The 19926-nt window shown below is 71.4% G+C and carries 19 protein-coding genes and 2 pseudogenes; 12 read left to right on the top strand and 9 right to left on the bottom strand.

What is annotated here, in order from left to right; translation table 11 throughout:
- Positions 1 to 94 precede the first annotated feature (94 nt).
- The 6 genes from ACFYT4_RS32995 (at position 95) to ACFYT4_RS32970 (ending at position 5389) form a co-directional block, all read left to right on the top strand.
- The gene (locus ACFYT4_RS32995) at positions 95 to 805 is read left to right on the top strand and encodes a histone deacetylase (RefSeq protein WP_389277524.1); all 711 of its coding nucleotides are present in this window, start codon (positions 95 to 97) and stop codon (positions 803 to 805) included.
- 502 nt (positions 806 to 1307) lie between these two features.
- Positions 1308 to 1472 carry a hypothetical protein gene (locus tag ACFYT4_RS32990; protein ID WP_389277522.1) on the top strand — a complete coding sequence of 55 codons (165 nt, stop codon included), beginning with the start codon at positions 1308 to 1310 and terminating at the stop codon, positions 1470 to 1472.
- 42 nt (positions 1473 to 1514) lie between these two features.
- Positions 1515 to 1808, top strand: a complete 294-nt coding sequence (locus ACFYT4_RS32985; protein ID WP_389277519.1) for a Dabb family protein — start codon at positions 1515 to 1517, stop codon at positions 1806 to 1808.
- 453 nt (positions 1809 to 2261) lie between these two features.
- Positions 2262 to 3200, top strand: coding sequence for an RNA polymerase sigma factor SigF (locus tag ACFYT4_RS32980; protein WP_389277588.1), 939 nt, complete (start codon positions 2262 to 2264; stop codon positions 3198 to 3200).
- A gap of 235 nt (positions 3201 to 3435) precedes the next feature.
- Positions 3436 to 4290, top strand: a complete 855-nt coding sequence (locus tag ACFYT4_RS32975; protein WP_389277517.1) for an RNA polymerase sigma factor SigF — start codon at positions 3436 to 3438, stop codon at positions 4288 to 4290.
- 265 nt (positions 4291 to 4555) lie between these two features.
- On the top strand, positions 4556 to 5389 hold the full coding sequence (locus ACFYT4_RS32970; RefSeq protein ID WP_389277514.1) for a hypothetical protein: 834 nt from the start codon (positions 4556 to 4558) through the stop codon (positions 5387 to 5389).
- 253 nt (positions 5390 to 5642) lie between these two features.
- Here ACFYT4_RS32970 and ACFYT4_RS32965 read toward each other — a convergent pair whose 3' ends face one another.
- Positions 5643 to 5861, bottom strand: coding sequence for a hypothetical protein (locus ACFYT4_RS32965; protein ID WP_389277511.1), 219 nt, complete (start codon positions 5859 to 5861; stop codon positions 5643 to 5645).
- 401 nt (positions 5862 to 6262) lie between these two features.
- Here ACFYT4_RS32965 and ACFYT4_RS32960 point away from each other — a divergent pair, with 401 nt between their 5' ends.
- Together ACFYT4_RS32960 and ACFYT4_RS32955 are read left to right on the top strand one after the other, a co-directional pair.
- Positions 6263 to 6739 carry a MarR family winged helix-turn-helix transcriptional regulator gene (locus ACFYT4_RS32960; protein WP_389277508.1) on the top strand — a complete coding sequence of 159 codons (477 nt, stop codon included), beginning with the start codon at positions 6263 to 6265 and terminating at the stop codon, positions 6737 to 6739.
- Positions 6740 to 6761: 22 nt separating this feature from the next.
- Complete coding sequence (locus ACFYT4_RS32955) at positions 6762 to 8390, top strand: MDR family MFS transporter (RefSeq protein WP_389277505.1); 1629 nt, start codon at positions 6762 to 6764, stop codon at positions 8388 to 8390.
- Positions 8391 to 8605: 215 nt separating this feature from the next.
- Here ACFYT4_RS32955 and ACFYT4_RS32950 read toward each other — a convergent pair whose 3' ends face one another.
- The 8 genes and pseudogenes from ACFYT4_RS32950 to ACFYT4_RS32915 all read right to left on the bottom strand — a co-directional run bounded on the left by ACFYT4_RS32950 (position 8606) and on the right by ACFYT4_RS32915 (position 16411).
- Positions 8606 to 9367: a TetR/AcrR family transcriptional regulator gene (locus tag ACFYT4_RS32950; RefSeq protein ID WP_389277502.1), complete on the bottom strand. Its 762-nt coding sequence runs from the start codon at positions 9365 to 9367 to the stop codon at positions 8606 to 8608.
- A 194-nt stretch (positions 9368 to 9561) separates the two neighbouring features.
- A pseudogene (locus ACFYT4_RS32945) lies at positions 9562 to 10105 on the bottom strand (MFS transporter); the annotation flags it as partial.
- Between the two features lie 171 nt (positions 10106 to 10276).
- Positions 10277 to 11014 (bottom strand): response regulator transcription factor, encoded by a 738-nt coding sequence (locus ACFYT4_RS32940; RefSeq protein ID WP_389277499.1) that lies wholly within the window; start codon positions 11012 to 11014, stop codon positions 10277 to 10279.
- A gap of 69 nt (positions 11015 to 11083) precedes the next feature.
- Positions 11084 to 12094 (bottom strand): amidohydrolase family protein, encoded by a 1011-nt coding sequence (locus ACFYT4_RS32935; protein ID WP_389277496.1) that lies wholly within the window; start codon positions 12092 to 12094, stop codon positions 11084 to 11086.
- Positions 12095 to 12237: 143 nt separating this feature from the next.
- Positions 12238 to 13113 (bottom strand): DUF2797 domain-containing protein, encoded by an 876-nt coding sequence (locus tag ACFYT4_RS32930; protein ID WP_389277493.1) that lies wholly within the window; start codon positions 13111 to 13113, stop codon positions 12238 to 12240.
- 514 nt (positions 13114 to 13627) lie between these two features.
- Positions 13628 to 14722: a DUF1152 domain-containing protein gene (locus ACFYT4_RS32925; RefSeq protein ID WP_389277490.1), complete on the bottom strand. Its 1095-nt coding sequence runs from the start codon at positions 14720 to 14722 to the stop codon at positions 13628 to 13630.
- Positions 14723 to 15121: 399 nt separating this feature from the next.
- The gene (locus ACFYT4_RS32920) at positions 15122 to 15442 is read right to left on the bottom strand and encodes a hypothetical protein (protein WP_389277487.1); all 321 of its coding nucleotides are present in this window, start codon (positions 15440 to 15442) and stop codon (positions 15122 to 15124) included.
- A gap of 561 nt (positions 15443 to 16003) precedes the next feature.
- Positions 16004 to 16411, bottom strand: a complete 408-nt coding sequence (locus ACFYT4_RS32915; RefSeq protein ID WP_389277484.1) for a DUF6083 domain-containing protein — start codon at positions 16409 to 16411, stop codon at positions 16004 to 16006.
- 444 nt (positions 16412 to 16855) lie between these two features.
- Here ACFYT4_RS32915 and ACFYT4_RS32910 point away from each other — a divergent pair.
- The 4 genes and pseudogenes from ACFYT4_RS32910 to ACFYT4_RS32895 all read left to right on the top strand — a co-directional run.
- Positions 16856 to 17917, top strand: a pseudogene (locus tag ACFYT4_RS32910) (IS256 family transposase); the annotation flags it as partial.
- A 50-nt stretch (positions 17918 to 17967) separates the two neighbouring features.
- Positions 17968 to 18414, top strand: a complete 447-nt coding sequence (locus ACFYT4_RS32905) for a hypothetical protein (RefSeq protein WP_389277481.1) — start codon at positions 17968 to 17970, stop codon at positions 18412 to 18414.
- Positions 18396 to 19184 (top strand): tyrosine-type recombinase/integrase, encoded by a 789-nt coding sequence (locus tag ACFYT4_RS32900; protein ID WP_389277479.1) that lies wholly within the window; start codon positions 18396 to 18398, stop codon positions 19182 to 19184. The genes ACFYT4_RS32905 and ACFYT4_RS32900 overlap by 19 nt, the downstream gene beginning before the upstream one ends.
- A gap of 167 nt (positions 19185 to 19351) precedes the next feature.
- Positions 19352 to 19651, top strand: a complete 300-nt coding sequence (locus ACFYT4_RS32895; protein ID WP_389277476.1) for a hypothetical protein — start codon at positions 19352 to 19354, stop codon at positions 19649 to 19651.
- Positions 19652 to 19926: the final 275 nt, after the last annotated feature.

The following is a 19926-nucleotide window of genomic DNA, read 5'->3' as shown; positions in this document are numbered from 1 at the left end:
TGGTCTCCGTGGCGTGGCCGCTGCCGTGCGGCTCCGGCAGCGTGCTTCTGTCAGACTCGACGCCCCACATGGCCAACCTCCTGGAGGCGGCAGGGTGAGCACCGAGACACCCGGGGATCCCTCGGCCACCGTCGACCCGAGCCCCGTCCATCGCCTCACGGCCGTGCCCTCCGCGCTCCCCCTGCCCGCCGGCAGGGTCTGGTACGCCTCGTACGGCTCCAACATGGACGACGGCAGACTCCGCTGCTATCTCGCCGGCGGCCGGCCTGCCGGGTCGGCGAGGACGCACCCCGGCTGCCGGGACCGGAGCGCCCCCGAGCGCTCCGTGCCGATCGAGCTTCCCGGTGTGCTGTACTTCGCGACCGAGTCGGCGGCGTGGACGGGTGGCAGGGGCTTCTACGACCCCGCTGCCGAGGGCAGGGTCTGGGCGCGCGCCCATCTGATCAGCGCGCAGCAGTTCTCCGACATCGCGGCGCAGGAGATGTACCGGCTCCCCGGACCGGACCTCGATCTGACCACGGTCCTCGTGGAGGGGAGGGAGGTGCTGGGGCCCGGACGGTACGAGACCCTGGTGTGCCCCGGGTTCCTGGACGGCCTCCCTGTTGTCACGCTCACCGCCCCGTGGCGTTGCGCGGAAGTGGAGTGGAACCGGCCCTCGGCCGCCTACCTGAAGCATCTCGCCACCGGCCTCCGCTCGGCCGGTACGTGGGACACCGCGGCCATCGCCGGATATCTGGCACACGCCCCGGGAGCGGCGGGGTTCTGGACGCCGGACGACATCAGGACGCTGCTGGAATCGGCCTGACCGGCCGTTCTGGTCTCCGGCCGGTGTCCGGTCTCCGGGCTCCCGTCTCGGCGGGTTCCGGAGCGGCGGGATGCGGGGAGCGATGAGGCCGGACGCCCGCGGGAGAGGCCGAATGCGGACAGAGCCCCGGCCGCGGAGAGCGGCCAGGGCTGTCGGGTCGGGGGAAGCGGCAAACGGGGGGACCGCCGCTCCCCCCGGCGAGGACCGGTCCCACAGGCCCGCGTCGCATCGGGGGAAGCGCGCGTCGCGTGGCCCCGCAGTGAGGGCCGGTCCTGATCCCGCCGGATTCCTGCCAGATCCGTACGGGCTCACCTGCCATCCTGCTCCCCCACCGGCATAAAAGTGATCGGCAAAGGGCCCCGATCGCAGGGCCCTTGGTCCATAAATGCTCGGTTAGACTTCCGCGACTGCGCGATCAGCAGAGGTCGGTGAAGGTCAGAGTGCTTGCGGACCCACCGAGAGCGGCAGGGGTCGCGGGGGAACGCCGGGGAGGCAGGGGCTGATGGTGCAGGCGAAGAAGATCGCCCTCTATGTCGTCGTCGTTTTCGTGCTGTACACGATCATCACATCCCCGGCGAAGGCCGCGGATCTGGTCCAGATAGGCTTCGAGGGCATATCGAGCGCGGCCCAGGCTGTCGGCGAGTTCATGACCGAGCTGGTCAACTAGAACGCGTACCCCCTGAGGCCCAGGCCCCATGAGGAGTGTCCCGTGATCCGCCACTTGGTCCTCATCAAGCTCAACGAGGGTGTCGCCCGCGACGAGCCGCGCGTGGCCGCCGGCGCGAAGGCGTTCGAGGAGCTGGGCACGCTCGTGCCCGAGCTGGAGTCCTGGGAGTGCGGCTGGAACATCACCGAGCGGCCGATCGCCTACGACTTCGCGATCAACTCCGCCGTCGCCGACGCCGACGCGCTGAAGCGGTACATCGAGCACCCCGCCCACCAGGCGGCCGCCGCCCAGTGGCGGGAATTCGCCACGTGGGTGATCGCCGACTACGAGTTCTAAAACCGTTTCCGTATGAATCCATACGCCGCCGTCTACTCGTAGTACCGCGTGCGCACCGCTTCGGCGGCCTTCGTACGGTTCCGTTCTCCGGCCCCTCGCCCCGATGGCGAGGGGCTTTCTGAGGTTTAAATCCCGACTTGCCCTCAACACGGCTTTATCTGGTGCTTGCACACAGTGGACATGTCTTGTGATGCTATGACCGCTTTTGACGGATGAGTTGACCGTAGTTGACCGCAAAGGGGTGGCGTCATCGTGCCGGCCAGTACCGCGCCTCAGGCGCCGCCCGAGAACGAGCGCCCGGACGATTCATCCGCCGCACCAGAAGCCGATCCCCCCTCCGCCCGGGTCCCTGTCCCGGCGGACGCGCACCCCGTCACCCCCGTCGCCCCCGATGCCGCCACCTCGCCGCCCGCCGGCCCCGGAGTACCCGGGGCCACGCCCGGCCCGGGGCCCCTGGGCACGTCCGCCGACACCGGCACCGGAATCCGTATCTCCGGCGCCTCCACCGGCGGCGACGCCTCCACCGGAACCGCGGCGGACTCCACCGGCAGCGCGGTCGACTCCTCCGGCCGGCCCCTCACCGAGACCCTCACCGAAACCGCTCCCGAGACCCCCGCCCGCCCCCAGAGCCGCGCCGCCGACACCCGTGCGCTCACCCAGGTGCTCTTCGGCGAACTCAAGGGGCTGGAGCCGGGCACTCCTGAGCACTCCCGGGTGCGCGGGGCGCTGATCGAGGCGAATCTGCCGCTCGTGCGGTACGCGGCCGCCCGCTTCCGCAGCCGCAACGAGCCCATGGAGGACGTGGTCCAGGTCGGCACGATCGGGCTCATCAACGCGATCGACCGGTTCGACCCCGACCGCGGGGTGCAGTTCCCGACCTTTGCGATGCCGACGGTCGTCGGGGAGATCAAACGATACTTCCGGGACAACGTCAGGACCGTGCACGTACCCCGGCGGCTCCATGAGCTCTGGGTCCAGGTCACCGGCGCCACCGAGGACCTGACCACGGCGAACGGCCGCACGCCCACCACCGCGGAGATCGCCGAGCGGCTGAAGATCGGCGAGGACGAGGTGCTCGCCTGTATCGAGGCCGGGCGTTCGTACCACGCGACCTCACTGGAGGCGGCCCAGGAGGGCGACGGGCTGCCGGGCCTGCTCGACCGCCTCGGGTACGAGGACCCGGCGCTGGTGGGCGTCGAGCACCGCGATCTCGTACGGCATCTGCTCGTACAACTGCCCGAGCGGGAGCAGCGGATCCTGGTGCTGCGCTACTACAGCAATCTGACGCAGTCGCAGATCAGCCAGGAACTGGGAGTCTCCCAGATGCATGTGTCAAGGCTACTCGCCAGGAGCTTCGCTCGATTGCGATCCGCAAACAGGATCGAGGCGTAGTCGGAACGGGTACACCCCTCCCGGGCACCTCCGCCGGGTCCGTTCTCCGCACACCCCCCGCTTCCTGCGCGGATTGGCCCATTACTTGTCGACATGTCACTTCAGCGTGTTGCCGACATGTGACATTCTGCGGGAGACGCGTTTGCCGCAGCCTCGCCGCCGGTATCTCAGGGGCAGGCTGCGTTCCTCCGTTGGTCGCGGCCACCGCGACCGACCGCGACCTCAAGGGGGTGGCATGTCCGCAGAACAGGGCAGCTCGAAGGTGCTCACGCTCACAAAGAGCGCACCCGCACCTGTCACGCCTGACAGCACGGAGGCCATCGACACTCGCACTCTGTCCCGTTCCCTGTTCCTGCGGCTGCGTGCCCTGGACGCCCAGGGCACGGGAGACAGCCCCGAGCGGACCTACGTCCGCGACACCCTGATCGAGCTGAACCTGCCGCTCGTGCGGTACGCGGCGGCCCGCTTCCGCAGCCGCAACGAGCCGATGGAGGACATCGTCCAGGTCGGCACGATCGGGCTCATCAAGGCGATCGACCGATTCGATTGCGAACGGGGCGTGGAGTTCCCGACGTTCGCGATGCCCACCGTCGTCGGCGAGATCAAGCGCTTCTTCCGCGACACCTCGTGGTCGGTGCGGGTGCCGCGCCGGCTCCAGGAGCTGCGGCTCGCGCTCACCAAGGCCAGCGACGACCTCGCCCAGCGCCTGGACCGCTCGCCGACCGTGCCCGAACTGGCCGCCGTGCTCGGGGTGTCGGAGGAGGAGGTCGTCGACGGCCTCGCGGTCGGCAACGCCTACACCGCTTCCTCGCTGGACTCCCCCTCCCCCGAGGACGACGGCGGCGAGGGCTCTCTCGCGGACCGCCTGGGGTACGAGGACGCGGCGCTGGAGGGTGTGGAGTACCGCGAGTCCCTGAAGCCGCTGCTGGCCAAACTCCCGCCGAGGGAACGGCAGATCATCATGCTCCGCTTCTTCGCGAACATGACGCAGTCGCAGATCGGCGAGGAGGTCGGCATCTCCCAGATGCACGTCTCGCGGCTGCTGACGCGCACGCTCGCGCAGTTGCGGCACGGTCTCACCGCGGACTGAGCCGCCGGCTCACGGGGTCGCCGGGAGCTCCCGGAGCTCATCAGAGCCCTGGGACCTCCAGGGCCTCCAGGGCCTCTCGGAGATCCCGGGGGTCCCGGAGATCCCAGGGGTCCCGGGGTTCGCCGGAACAACCCGGGGATCGCCGGAGTGTTGCCGGGTGCGCCGGGGCGCTCGGTGGCCCCGGGGTCGCCCACCCGCCCCGTGCCTTCCGTGCTCCCGGCTTTCGGGGGTTCCTTATTGACGGTGTGTCAGCCACACTGTCGCGATGCGACGACGACGTCAGAGATCGGTTCTCGCGGCGGTGGCGCTCTGCCTGGGCGGGGCGCTCACCGCGTGCGGGGGCGGTGGCGGCGACGGCTACGCGGCGGTGGGCGCCGCCGGTCCGGATTCCGGCGGCGCCCCGTCGGGCGCCGTGCCGCCCCGCGGCAAGGTCGCGCTGGTGCCACTCGACGGCCCCGGCGGCGCACCGGGCTCCTCGTCGCCGTCCGCCGGGTCCCCCGGGGGCGGCACGGGCGGCGGCGGAGGCATCGACGTCACGGGCGGCGCCGGTACGGGCTCACCGGCCGGAGGCGACGGCTCGACGACCGGCCGGGACCCCGGCTCGGGCACCCCGGCCCCGGGCGGCTCGCCGCGCTCCGGAGGCACGTCCGGCCCGGGAGGCACGCCGGGCTCCGGCGGTACGGGCGGCGGGGGCAACAGCGGCGGTACGGGCGGCTCCACGGCACCCGGCGGGCCCGGGACCCCGGGCACCCGCCCGCCGGCGAGCGCCCCGGCGCCGAAGCCTCCCGCGGGTCCCGCCGTACTGTCGGTCGGCGCCCCGGGCCGGGCCACGACGGACAAGCGGTGGTGCGAGAAGGTCACCGTCGAGTTCCGCAACACCGGCGCGACAGCCGCGACTTCGGGCACCGTCACCTTCGCGACGCACATCATCGGCGCCCTCGGTGTCGACTGGGCGACCATCCGGTCCCGTCAGGCCCTGCCCGCGCCGATCGCTCCGGGGACGACGCGCCGGGAGGCGTACACCGTCTGCGTCGACGCCTGGCGCGTGCCGCTGGGGATGCGGATCGAGACCCAGGACGTCACAGCCACCTGGAAGTGAGCGACCACCCCGCCGACGCCCCCGGACACCGGGCGGCGCCCCGGGCCGAGGCACGGGAGGGGGCGTCGTCGGGCGCGCGGCTGCGGGCGGAGCCCGGGCGCGGGTCGCGGTCGGCCCCTGCCCGGACTCGTCCGACGGGCCGGAGCAGGAACACGAGCAGGAGCAGGAGCAGGCGCTGGACCGGGAAGGCGGACCGGGACGGGAACACGCGCCGTGCCGGAAGCGGGTGCCGGTCCGGGCGCGGGCGCCGGTGTCAGGAGAGCGCCAGCCAGGCCACCGCGCCCAGGATCACGATCGCCGCGACGACACCCACGATCAGCCCTGGCTTGGGTCCCGACTGGGTCCGTGCGGCCTGGCGGCGGCCCTGGGGCACACCGTCGTCGACGAAGGCGCGGAACATCTGCGTACTGCCCGCGGGGTCGTAGTTGCCCTCGGGGCCCTGGCCTTGGGGAGTATGGGGGTTCTGTGCCATGGGCCACGACCCTAGCGAACCGAGCGGTAGGGCCCAACCCCGGGCCGCCGCGCCTCTGGCGGCCCGTCCCGTGGCGCCTCCGGGCACGGAGCCCGCCGTACGCCCCTGACCAGCGGCGCTCCCACGAACCGCGGTTCCGGCAGCCCGCCGTCCACCGCCGCCCACGGGCGCCCGCCCGTGGTTCGTCCGCCCGCCCGCGGGAGGTCCGCGCGCCGTGCTGTGCGCCGGATCCCTCCCGCCCGCGCGCGACGGCCGCTCCCCTCCGCCCCCGCCCAGGATGACCTGCGCCATGCGAAGCCTTTACTTTCCTTTACTACTGCAAGCACCCTTTTCATTTGCCTGGGGCAACCAATCATGTCTATGGTTGCCCTAAGCAACAACATGTAGGGGGGGACTGAGCCATGGCGGCACAGACTCAGTACGCGGAACTGGCCCGCCAGCTCAACTCCATCGGCGCCCTCAGACGCAGCATGCTGCGTCTGCTGCCGCCCGAGTGCCCGTCCGGCTCCGCCGCCGTGCTCTCACTGCTGCACCGCCACGGCGAGATGCGGATGAGCCGCCTCGCCGAGCTGCTCGCCATCGACATGTCGGTGACGAGCAGGCATGTGGCCCACTCGGTCAAGGGCGGCTGGATCGAGCGGGCGCCCGACCCCCACGACGGACGCTCCCGCATTCTGCGGCTGACCCCGTCGGGCGTGGACATGCTCGAAGCGCTGCACGAGCGGTCGACGGAGATGTTCGCGCACAACCTCAAGGACTGGTCCGACGACGAGGTCGGCCAGCTGATCGGCATGCTGGCCCGGCTCCGTGACTCCTTCGGCGACTGCCGGACCCGCCCGGCGCCCGCCGCACCGGGACACCCCCACGACACGACCTGACGTACGCACGCAAAGGACTCCTATGGCTTCGCCCACTCCGGCCGATGTGCGGGGCGGCGGTCCCGCGGAAGCGGGCGGCGACGACGCGCCCATGACACACCGGCAGATCCTGGAGGCGCTCTCCGGACTGCTCATCGGCATGTTCGTCGCCATCCTGTCGTCCACGATCGTCTCCAACGCCCTGCCCGAGATCATCAACGACCTGGACGGCGGCCAGAGCTCCTACACCTGGGTGGTGACCGCCTCGCTGCTGGCGATGACCGCGACGACCCCCCTGTGGGGCAAGCTCTCGGATCTCGTCAGCAAGAAGCTGCTGGTCCAGATAGCCCTGGTGATCTATGTCATCGGCTCGGTGGTGGCCGGGCTCTCGCAGAGCACCGGCATGCTGATCGCGTGCCGGGTCGTCCAGGGCATCGGCGTCGGCGGCCTCAGCGCGCTCGCGCAGGTCATCATGGCCGCGCTCATCTCCCCGAGGGAGCGCGGCCGTTACAGCGGATACCTCGGCGCGAACTTCGCCCTCGCGACGGTCGGCGGGCCGCTGCTCGGCGGAGTCATCACCGACACCGACTGGCTCGGCTGGCGCTGGTGCTTCTACGTCGGTGTGCCGTTCGCCCTGCTCGCGCTGGTCGTGCTCCAGAAGACGCTGCGACTCCCGGTCGTCAAGCGCCGGGTGAAGGTCGACTGGACGGGCGCGGCCCTCATCAGCGCGTCGGTGTCGCTGCTGCTGATCTGGGTGACGTTCGCGGGTGACAAGTACGCGTGGCTGTCCTGGCAGACGTACGCCATGGTCGGCGGCACCCTGCTGCTCGGCGCGGGCTTCCTGTACACCGAGTCGCGGGCGAGCGAGCCGATCATCCCGCTGCGGCTGTTCCGCAACCGTACGATCACGCTCGCCTCGGTCGCCTCGCTGTTCGTCGGTGTCGCGATGTTCGCCGGCACGGTCTTCTTCAGCCAGTACTTCCAGCTGGCCCGCGGCGAGACCCCGACGATGTCCGGGGTGATGACCATCCCGATGATCGCGGGGCTCTTCCTCTCCTCCACCGTCTCCGGCCAGCTCATCACCAGGACCGGACGCTGGAAGGCGTGGCTGGTCGGCGGCGCCGTGCTGGTGACGGCGGGACTCGGGCTGCTGGGCACGATCCGGCACGACACGGCGTACTGGCAGACGGCGGTCTATATGACCCTGCTCGGGCTGGGCATCGGCATGATGATGCAGAACCTCGTGCTGTGTACGCAGAACCAGGTGTCCCCCGGCGATCTGGGCGCGGCGTCGTCCGTCGTCACCTTCTTCCGTTCCCTCGGCGGCGCGATCGGCGTCTCCGCGCTGGGGGCCGTGCTCGGCACCCGGGTCGGCCACTACGTCGAGGACGGTCTCGCGAAGCTCGGCCCCCAGGGCGCGGCACTCGGCGGCGCCGCGGGCGACGGGGGCATCCCGGAGGTGAGCACGCTGCCCGAGCCGCTGCGGAGCGTGATGGAGAACGCGTACGGCCACGGGGTCGGCGATGTCTTCCTCTACTCGGCGCCCTTCGCGCTGCTGGCCTTCGTCGTGACCCTGTTCATCAAGGAAGTGGCGCTGAAGAGCCGTGCGCTGGTGGGCGAGTCCGTTCAGACCCCGGCGTCCGCGCGGAGTCAGGTGGACCAGCCCGCCTGAGAGCCGGGCGGCGCCCGGGGCCGATGCCCGAAGGGGCCGGTGTGGTCGCGCGCTGCTCCGGCCGGAGGCGTCGGCCACCGCTCTCTGCCGCCGGGCAACCGGCCGCCCACCAGCGCCCGGCCCCCGGGCACGCGCGACCGGCGGCTGACCAGGCTTCGGGCTCCGGGCAAACCGGCGCGCCGCGCGCAACCGACCGCCGGGCTCCCGGCTCCCGGCTATCGCGCGCGCATCGCCTCGATGCCCGCGACCAGCAGATCGAGGGCGAAGGTGAAGTCACGCTCCCGCACGTCCGCGACCGTGGTGCCGCCCCCCGCCTCCCGCATCTCGGTCGCGCTCTCGAAGGTGCGGCGGAGGCCGGGCCGTCCCTCGATGGCGCCCATCGCCTCCCGGTAGTACTCGTCCTCGCTCATCCCCGCCGACGCGCACCGCTGGACGAAGTGGCCCTCGATCGTGCCGAAGCCGTACACGAACTGGAAGACCGCGGAGAGGCCGCCCATCCGGCCCTCGGGCGGCAGGCCGGTGTTGCGCATGACCTGCTGGACGGCGAGGGAGAAGGCCGTCGAGTGGGGGCCGATGTTCAGGAAGTTGCCGATCAGGGCGGAGACCCAGGGGTGCCGCACCAGCACCGACCGGTACTCCCTCGCCAGCGCGCGGAGCTGCTCGCGCCACTCGCCCTCCGGGCTCACATCCGGCAGCCGGATCGTCCCGTACACCGAGTCGAGCGCCAGTTCCAGCAGATCGTCCTTGGTGTCGACGTACCAGTAGACCGACATCGCCGTGACGTCCAGCTCCGCGGCGAGCCGCCGCATCGAGAACTTCGCCGAGCCCTCCGCGTCCAGCAACCGCACCGCCGCGTCGATGATCTTCCGGCGGTCGAGGCCGGACGGCTGGGTCGCTCTGCGGCCGCGTTCGGTCCTGGCCTCCAGCCATACGCTGGTCCGCGCGGGACGCTGCGCACGATCGGCCGCGTTCACCATCGCGCCATCCTCCTCGGTTCCGTTCGTAGCCGCGCGGACCGGTACACACCGGACCACCCCGTCCCGATGCTATGCCGCACCCCGGCCCGTCACCGCGCGGTGGGGTCCGGTCCGCGGCCCGGGCGCTTGAGCGTGTGTCCACGGCCGATCGTCCACGGCCGATCCCGCCCGGCCCCCGGTCCGCGGTGTCCCTTTTACACCCGGGCGCTCCTTCGGGCCGGCCGCCCGCCGCGCGCGTCCGGCTCCTCCGCCCGCCTCTGCGGCAGCACGGCCGGCAGCCCGCCCGCCAGGACCACGACCACGGCCGCGCCCACCGGCCGGCCGGTCTCCAGGCCGGAGGCGAACGCGTCCGAGATCCGCTCCCGCCCGGCGGGCCCGCCCGTCGCCGCCGGGGCCGCCGGGGCCGCCGGGAGCGACGCCGCCCCGGCGACCGACGGCATCAGCACGGCGAACCGGGAGTGCGGAGACCGCACCGAGCACGGCGACCCCGAGCGCGTTGCCGGCCCACGCGAGCGGGCCGTTCCCCCCGACCCCCACACCCGCCTTCTCCGGCGGAATCACGCTCATGATCGCGTCGGCCGTCGCGGCCGTCGAGAACGCGAGACCCGCGCCCATGACCACCGGTCCGGGGAACCTCCCGCCGTACCCGTCACCACCCGGAAGAGCGATCGCCGCGAGCCCCGCCGACACCGTCGTCATCCCGGCCGCGAGGTCACCGACGCGCCGGGCCCCGACACCAGCCGGCGCTGCCATCACTGCTCCCTTATACGGCGTACGGGACCATTCCTCGTACACCCCCGTGGCCATCGGAGTCCCGGCGGCCGGGCACCACCTCGTCCGATCGGATTGAGCGTTCACTACAGAGCGGCAGCACCGGCCCGCCGCGGACCGACCGCCGGGGACGAGGTCTCAGTCCCCCGGCTTGATCAGATATCCGGCGCCGCGCCGGGTGTGGATCATCGGCGAGCGGCCGGCGTCGATCTTCTTGCGGAGGTAGGACACATACAGCTCGACCACATTGGCCTGGCCGCCGAAGTCGTACGACCACACCCGGTCGAGGATCTGCGCCTTGCTGAGCACCCGCCGGGGATTGCGCATCAGATAGCGCAGCAGCTCGAACTCCGTCGCCGTCAGATGGATCGACTCACCGCCCCGCCAGACCTCGTGGCTGTCCTCGTCGAGGAGCAGATCGCCGACCGCGAGGAGTGAGTCGCTGCGCGGAGCAGCGGTCCCCGACCTCCGTATCAGCCCGCGCAGCCGGGCCACGACCTCCTCCAGCGAGAACGGCTTGGCCACATAGTCGTCCCCGCCCGCCGTCAGCCCGGCGATCCGGTCCTCGACCCGGTTGCGGGCGGTGAGGAACAGCACGGGCACATCGGGGAGTTCCCGCCGCAGCCGCGCCAGGACCGCGAGCCCGTCCATGTCGGGCAGCATCACATCGAGCACCACCGCGTCGGGCCGGAAGTCCCGTACCGACCGCACCGCGCCCGCGCCGTCGTCGGCGCTGCGCACCTCCCAGCCCTCGTACCGCAGTGCCATCGACAGCAGCTCACTGAGCGCGGTCTCGTCGTCCACGACAAGCACGCGGACGGGGCTGCCGTCGGGCCGGAGCATCTCGGTACGAGTCTGGTGTGAGGTCGGCGTCATGCGGGCGACGCTAAGACGCTCCTCTCAAAAGGACCTTGCCGCTCTCTGGGAATTCTGTGAGAAATCCCTTCACACGCCCCGCGGCCCTTGTGCGAACAGCCGCGCCGCGTTGTCGTGGCAGACCGCGCGGAGCCAGTCGTCGCCGAGGCCGAGCCCTTCGAGCGCGTGGAGCTGATGGAGGTACGGATAGGGGATGTTGGGGAAGTCCGTGCCGAGGACGATCCGGTCGCCGAGATCCGCGAGCCGCTGCCGGTCTTCCTGCGGGAAGGGCGCGAAGCGCTCGCTGAAGTCGGTGAAGGCCATGGTCGTATCGAGGCGGACGCCCTCGTACCGCCCGGCGAGATCGAGGAAGTCGCTGTACTCCGGCAGGCCCATGTGAGCCAGGACGATCCGCAGCCGGGGATGGCGGGCGAGCAGCCGCCCCATCGGCTCCGGCCCGGTGTGCTTGCCCGGCATGGGCCCGGAGCCGCAGTGGGTGACGACGGGGACACCGGCGTCGGCGAGCATCCCCCAGACCGGGTCGAGGCGCGCGTCGTTGGGGTCGTACGCACCGACCTGGAGGTGCGCCTTGAACACCCGCGCGCCCCGCTCGACGGCCTCGCGCACATACCGCTCGACGCCGTCCTCGGGGTAAAGGGTGGCGGTGTGGAGGCAGTCGGGCGTACGGGCGGCGAAGTCGGCGGCCCAGCCGTTGAGCCAGGCGGCCATGCCGGGCTTGTGCGGGTAGAGCATCGACGTGAAGGAGCGGACGCCGAACTCCCGCAGCAGGGCGACACGGCGTTCCTCGTCCTCGCGGTAGGTGATCGGCCACTCCAGACCGGTCGTGGCACCGCTGGCGTCGAAGTAGGCCCAGACCTTCTTCAGGACGCGGTGGGGCATGAAGTGGGTGTGGATGTCGATGAGCCCGGGGAGGCCGAGGCGCCCCCAGAACTCCCGTACTTCCGTTGCCTCTTGCGCCTCCCCCGGCCCATGGGCGCCCTGGTTTCCACGGGCGTCCCGGATCTCCTGGTCCTTCTGGTGCTCCCGAGACGCTCGGTTCGGTTCGACGGCGGCGGCAGCCCTGGTGCTGGTGTTGCTCATGGCATCCACCCTGCGGGGCGATACCGGGCGGTGTCCACGGGTGACGGGCCAGGAGATCCGCTTCCCGGGCCGGGGCCGGCGGCGGTGCCGTCCGATGGGAACCGATGGGATCCGATGGGAACAGCCCGATCGGAGAAGCCCGTTCAGAACAGTCCGTCCTGGACGGCTCCGCCGCTGCTGGCGCTGACATCCGCGGTGGGCACGGTGACACCCGAGGCGGGGTCCGCCCCGACGAGGGACCAGCCGGTCATGAGCCGGGTGTCGAACACGACGAGCCGGTCCTCGGCGGTCCACAGATGCAGATCGGGCCCGGCGACGGCGACGAGGGTGCCCGCGACGGTGCCGCCGCCGATCAGCTCCCGTACGACGGAGGCGGCGGCGGTCAGCCGGCCGAGCCCGAACACCTCCGTGTGGTCGACGGGCTCGAACTCCAGCGGCTCCAGTGTCTCGGCCCAGGCTCCGAGCGCGAGGGCGCGCCGGTGCAGAGCCTCGATCTCGGCGGCCCGCTCGACCGGTCCCGGCAGCTCGGACCGTACGGCCCGCTTGTCCGCGTAGGGAATCCGGTCGGGGATCCCGAGGGCGCTCCGCAGCAGTTCCTCGGTCCGCCGCGCGGCCATCAGGGGCCCGCGCCCCAGCCAGCTGAAGACGACCGCGCCCTGCTCCAGCAGGCGGGCGGGCCCGCGGTCCTCGGCGGTGATCCCGACCTTGACCATCCCGGGCCCGAACCAGGCCAGATACACGCGGTACGTCCGCGGGTCGTCGGGGAGGGTGTCGGCCGCGACGGAGTACGCCTGCTCCAGCCGCGCGCACTCCGGGCACCGCGCCTGTGTGGCACGGCCCAGGACGACGGAGCCCAGCGGGCAGTCGTTCCCGCGTGCTCCCAGGCACCGGCGGCGCCCCTCGGCCCGGAAACCCATCGCTTTGCCCGAGGTCAGCGGGCTGACGCGGCCGCCCTCCCACCGGAGCACGGCCATCCGCGCTCCCGGAGGCCACCCGAGACCGGAGCACCGCCATGTCATACGTACCTCCGGGAGCACCCAGTCCGACCGAAAACGCGGAGGGTACCCGAGCGAACTGACATTCCCGTGTCGGTACGCCGAGATCCGGCCGTTCCCGCCGGGTCGAAGGGCGCGGGGAACCGCACGCGGGGGCGAAGACGCGCACGTAGCGCCCGTGTCCGGATCCACCCGCTCCCGGCCGGTCACCGCGGCTCCGTCATGGACCCGGTCTCTCCCGGCGCACCGGGTACGGGGGAGGGCGAAGCCGGTGGAGGACGGGGCTCCGGGACGGACCGTACAGGGACTCAGGGGCGGTGCTCACGGTCGGTGGAGGGCCTCACGGACGGTGCGGGGACTCACGGTCGGTGGAGGGCCTCACGGACGGGCGCGCCCGGACTGGCCCGGGCCCGAGGACCGGCGCCCCGGGCCGGACCCGGGCCCGCGGACCGGCGGCGGGTGCGGGCTCCCGGGCGCGGGCCTCGTGCCCCGGCGTACCCCGGCGCGGACCCGTGCACCGGACGGTGGCGGCGGACCGTCAGGCTCTGGGCGAGAGGTGCCAGAGCGGGGCGACGTACTGTCCGGGGCTGTTGCGGACCAACAGGGCCCTGAGTTCCTCGCGCTGGGTGCCGGGCAGGCCGAGCGCCTCGGTGAGCCGGCGGAACGTGATGTGGCTGGCGTTGCGGCCGCGCGCCTCGCGCTCGAAGCGGGCGACCTGGCCGAGGACGGTCTCCGGATCGATCTCCTGGCGGGGCTGGGTGCCGAACCACGCCGCCTTGGCCCGCTCGTCGTCGATCTCCGAGAAACCGCAGATCTCCCTGCTGAGCTCCTCCGCCTCCGCGAGCGTACGGGTCGGCACGAGGGCCCGCGCCAGCCGGTTGCGGCCGAGGGCGACATCGAGCGCGACCTCGTGCACCGTGGGTCCCTCGTCGGTGAGCGGGATCGCCAGGCCGCCCTCCCGGGCCTCGCACAGGCCGCGGATCCCCCGGGCGGTGGCGGCGAGCATCGCCGTCACCTCCGACGAGTGCCACTCCAGGACCGCGCCGACCGGCTCGACGTGCTCGGGCGCCAGGGTGAGCACGTTCCTCCCGAGGAGACCGCGCAGCTCACCCGCCGGAACCTCTCCGTCCAGCCCCGGGCCGGCGATCAGGAGCCGTACGGGGGTGCCGAGCCGACTGCACGCGGCGAGCGTGAGCGCGTCGGCGAGGGGCGTGCGGAGGCCGGGCTCGTCGCCACGGGCCAGGATGTCACCGCCGACGTCCACGAGGTCGACGGACTCCGGTGCCAGGTGCTGGATCAGCTCCTCCAGCTGACGTCTGATGCCCTGGGCGCCGTGCCGGGGGTTGATGAGCGCCAGTGTCTGCGGAAGCTCGGCCGCCAGCCGCGGGAAGGTGGATCCCGCCGGAGGAATCGGCTCCGCCTTCGCGGTGAACGCGTACACGTTCGCGGTGAGGGGCCGCAGCCCCGTGAAATCGGCCGGGCCCCGGGGACCCGGCACCGGATCGGCCAGCAGCCGGTCCCAGGCGAACGTCAGGATCACCGCCGGTGCCCCGGGGCCGTGGAGGGCAGCGTCCAGCATCGAGGCGGCGATCACGTCGCCCCCTCCGCCCGCTGCCACGATCAGCCGTGTCACCTCAACAGCGTACGGCCCGGAAGCCCGCCCGCCCCGCCCGTGACCGAGACGCACCGCCTCCCACCCGCTCCGGCCGCCGGGGCCGGGTGCGCCCGGCTCGGGCGTCGGGACCTCGGGTACCGGCGGGCCCGGATGCCGGGCCCGGGGTGACCGGGCCCGGGGTGACCGGCGGACCCCGGCACCGCGGGCCGGAGCGGACGGGCAGCCGGGCAGGCGGGTCCGCCTGCCCCGCCTCGGCCCGGCCCGGACGATCCCGGACGATCCCGGGCGGCTCCGGGCGTTCAGCTCCGCATGAGCACGAGCCGAGGGACTCGACCGACATGACTGCCGTATGCCCCGCCCGGACCGCGGGACTCCGGCCGGACCGCACGGCCGGACCGGGAACGCACCGCGCGGGGCCTACGCCGAGGCACTCCCGGCACCGGAGGCGCTCCCGACATCGAGGGAGTAGTCCACCCCCACCGAGAAGCCGGCGGACTCACCGCGAATCGTCAGCGTGTGCCGCCCCGGTGCCAGGGGAGGCAACTGGACCCAGACCCCGCACCCGGTGGTCGTGAACCGTCCGGCCGACTCCGTGATGGGGTTGCCGGCGGCCGCCTGCACCGAGATCTCGTCCCCCTGGTACACCTCCGGGCCGAGCCTCCTGCCGTCCAGTACGGCGGTCCCCTTCGCCGTACGCATGAAGTCCGCGCAGTTCGTCGACGTACCGATGCTGTTCACCACGGGAAAGGCGAGCCGCACCCCGCCGGGGACGGTGCACGTCCGCCTGACCTGGGTGCCGAAAGTACCGGCCAGAAACCATACGTCCCGCGGCTGATTGCGCCCGCATGAGGACCCGTCAGGATCGGCCACCGGGTTCGTCCGCTCGGGCTCCGACGCCGCCCACGTCCACCACCGGCTCTGTAGCGCCCCGGAGGACAGCCGCTCTCCTTCCGGGGGCGCTTCCGGAGAAGCCGGCACCCGGGCGGAAGGACCGGCGGTCGCCCGCTCCCCCGGCTCGTCCCCCGTGGCCGCCCCGCCCTGACACCCCGCCAACACGGCCACCACCAGCGCGGCGAGCCCCGCTCTCCGAGCCTTGATCTTCATGAAAAGCCCCCCGCCACACCGGTGTCCCACCCCCGGCTGATCCGTGCGACACGAGTCGTCACCCTCACCCCCACCCCATCGGCACCCGGGACTTGCACCACCGCCCCCACCACCGCTCGGCACGGCCTGGAACGCCCCTGGCCGCCCACGCTCTCAGCACCGGATCCACACCATCGGGAACACGCACGGCGCCGCTCACTGCTCGGCCTCGCCGCCGGGGCAGACGGCCTGGTGAGCGGGAATCACCGGATTACCGAGCAGGGGGTCGACTCCCTTGATCCGTACCGCGACGGTGTCGGTGATCACCGTCGTGTTCCGGGCCTGGACCTGCACCAACCGCCATCGGTAGCGGCTGGGGACCTCCGTCGCCGGAAGCTCCGACATGGCCAGGCTGACCCACCGGTCGTAGTTGGTGGGATACAGGCGGATGGGCCCGCCGCACTCGGGGCAGACGGGCAGCTCCAGCCTCGACACGTCGTCGGGGTCGGGCTCCGCTCTGGGCGGGGCGGTCGCCCCTTCGTGCTCGGCCAGTTCGTTCGCGAGCACGTTCCAGCAGCCGTCACAGAGCATGGCCATGAGGTTGATCCGGCCACGTGAACGCACGGTCGGCCCCCGGCGGCGGCAGCCCTGACACGTCCTCGCCCCGCCGCTTCTCGATGCCCCCATGCGTTCGAGTCTGATCGGATGTGCACAGCTTCCGACAGGTCGCGATTCAGCCTATTCACGGCGAGGTGTTCCGGTCCGACCGCATACGCCCCACCTTCACCAGGGCAACAAAACGCCGCCTCAGGCCACGAGCCGCTCCCGGAGGACCAGAGCTGTACGCCCTCTCCCGCCGACCCGGTTGGTCCTGCTCTCCCTGCCGGAAGGGTTGCGTCCTGGGAAGTGGTGTACGGGTTCCCCCCTGATCCGGGCGTTTGCCCGGGCATCAGGGTGAGGGTCCGGATATGAGAACGGCCACCGGCTGATCTTCGAAGTGTCGAAGCCCCGAAGGAGATCAGCACGATGAACGCACCCGACAGTCTGCCCCTGCACGCCGTCAACCACCGCAACGGCTACCGCCCACGCGAGTGGGACACCCGCGCGGGCACCGTCGAACTCGCCGTCCCCAAACTGAGGTCCGGCAGCTACTTCCCGCACTGGCTCCTCGAACGACGCCGCCGGGCCGAACAGGCCCTGATCTCGGTGGCCGCCACCGCTTGCCTTCTCGGCGTCTCCACCCGCAGGGTCGAGAAACTCGCCGAGTCCCTCGGCGTCACCCAGCTCTCGAAATCCCAGGTCAGCGCGATGGCCAAGCACCTCGACGAACAGGTGACCGCCTTCCGCAACCGTCCGCTCGACGGCGGACCCTACGCGTTCGTCTGGGCCGACGCGCTGACCCGAAAGGTCCGTGAGGGCGGCCGGACGATCAACGCCCACGCGCTGGTCGCGGCCGGTGTCAACGCCGACGGGCACCGCGAGATCCTCGGCATCGACGTCGCGACCGCTGAGGACGGGGCCGGATGGCTCGCCTTCCTGCGCCCGCTGACCGCCCGAGGCCTGTCCGGCGTCCAGCTCGTCGTCCCCGACGCGCACACCGGCCTGGTCAACGCGATCGGCGCCGTCCTGCCCGGAGCATCGTGGCAGCGCTGCCGCACCCACTACGCGAGGAATCTCCTGAGCCAGGTCCCGAAGTCGGCCCAGCCCTGGGTGGCAACCCTGCTGCGGACCGTGTTCGAACAGCCCGACACGACGGCTGTCCAGGCCCAGGTGCGGCACGTCCTGGATGCTCTGGAGGCCAAGTTCCCCAAGGCGGCCGCCCACTTGGACCCGGCACAGCACGACCTGCTGGCGTTCACGGGCTTCCCGCGTGAGCTCCGGCGGCAGATCTGGTCGAACAATCCGCAGGAACGGCTGAACAAGGAGATCCGCCGCCGCACCGACGTCGTCGGGATCTTCCCCGACCGCACGGCCGTGATCCGGCTGGCCGGCGCGGTCCTTGCCGAGCAGAACGACGAGTGGACCGAGGCCCGCCGCTACATGGGCCGCGAACTCCTCGCCAAGGCCCGGCTCCACCCGATCGAGTCAGAAACCGACGAACCCGCCATCCCGACCGAACTCACCGCATAGCCTCAGAACCGAGATCGCCGAGCGGCCGTCGATACACCACTCCAGCGGACGTGACCGTGCGTTACGCGCTGACCACGGACGGCACGTACAAGCGGCGCAGCGTCTACGGCAAGAGCTGGCACGAGGCGCACGAGAAGCTGACCAAGCTCAAGGCCGACTCCCTCAACGGCCTGCCGGTCGCCACCAGCGAGATGACGATCGTCGAGTACCTGGCGTACTGGCTGACGAATGTCGCCAAGGGCAAGGTGCGCAAAACGACCTACGTCAACTACGAATCCCTCGTCCGCAACTACGTCCCACGGAGTTCGGCAAGAAGAAGCTGGTCCGGCTCACCGCTCGCAACATCCGCGCCTTCCTCGCGAAGACGGCGGTCACCTGCCAGTGCTGCGCGCAGGGCAAGGACAAGAAGCGGCCGGAGCACAAGCGGCGCTGCTGCGCCCTCCGGAAGTGCTGCAAGAAGCTCCCGTCCGACCGGACCGTGCGCTTCCTCCTGGTGATCCTGCGTGCCGCTCTCCAGCACGCCGTACGCGAAGACGAGTTGCCCCGCAACGTGGCCCGGAACGTGGAGCTGAGCATGGGAACCAAGCGCGAGATCGAACCGCTCACGGCCAAGGAGGGGCGTCAGCTCCTGGCGGCGGCCCGGGACAACCGGCTGTGGGCCGCGTACGAACTGGCGGTCCGCATCGGCCTGCGGCGCGGTGAGCTGCTGGGGCTGCGCTGGTCGGACGTGGACCTTCACGAGGGTGTGCTCACCGTTCGGCAGGCCCTACAGCGCGTCGGCGGTGAACTGCTGATCGTCGCGCCGAAGACTCAGCGCTCGGCTCGTCGCGTGGCCCTGCCGTCCGAGTGCGTGACGGCGCTCCGTGCCCAGCGCGCCCAGCAGATCGCCGACCGGAAGGGCGCGGGGGACAACGGGAAGGGCACGGGTCAGGGCCTCGTCTTCACCACCAAGAACGGGACCCCCATCGAGCCGCGCAACCTGAACCGCTCCTTCGAGGTGCTGTGCGCCTGCGCCGGCGTCCGCAAGGTCCGCTTTCACGACCTGCGCCACACCTGCGCCTCGCTCCTCCACGAACAGGGCGCCGACGCCCGCATGATCATGGAAGTCCTCGGCCACAGCTCGATCCGCGTGACCATGGACATCTACACCTTCGTCCGGCTCGACTCCCAGCGCTCCGCCTTCGATCGTGTCGGCGACGCGCTGAGGGGTGACGGCAACGATCCGGACAATGACGACGGCGCGGCCAGTGCCCTCGTAGCTGTCTAGACGCCTTTGTCACGTGGACCAGCCGGGAAGCGCAAGATCACCCGCTGTCCGAAAGGTGATCACTCGTTCGCGGGACTTCGGCATACAGGGCCGATTTCGTGACGAGCCTCCCATCGGTTGCCGGAGACAGCCGAGCAATCCAACCCCCTACACGAAGGAAGCTGACAATGAGCTTCATCCAGACCGGCAAGATCGACCTTCGGTCCGACGACCCGATCGAGACGAGCGGCGGTAATACCTCGACCTTCACGCGCGTCACGTTCCCGACACCGTTCCCGGCGGGTTCCAACGTCGTCGTCCTCCCGCTGACCCAGACCTTCAATGGCCCGGAGACTCCGGGGATCCGCGTTCATGACGTCACCAACACGGGCTTCCTGATCCGCCTGAACGAGGTGTACGCCGGCGCCACCAAGAGCGACGGCAAGCACACCACCGAAACCATCGGCTGGCTGGCCGCGACCGTCTGACGCACACGCTCCGGCCGGGCACAGGGATACCTGCTTCCACTTCTTCAAGCAGCTCCCAGCAAGAACACCCGTGGCCGTCTGAGGCGGTTGCCGTCAAACACCGCCGTCAAACACCGCCGTCAAGACATAAGCCAGAGGCCCTGTGGATCTCTCCACAGGGCCTCTGTTCTGCTGTGCACTCGGGCCTTGACCCCGAATCCTGAACACGGGTTATGCGGCTGATGCCAGCGTAGTTGGTGGTGCTTCGAGTGTGGCTTCGTAGGTGATGGGGCTGC

This window comes from Streptomyces sp. NPDC004609 (assembly GCF_042873655.1).
GTDB lineage: Bacteria > Actinomycetota > Actinomycetes > Streptomycetales > Streptomycetaceae > Streptomyces.
This window is presented reverse-complemented; position numbering and strand designations above follow the sequence as displayed.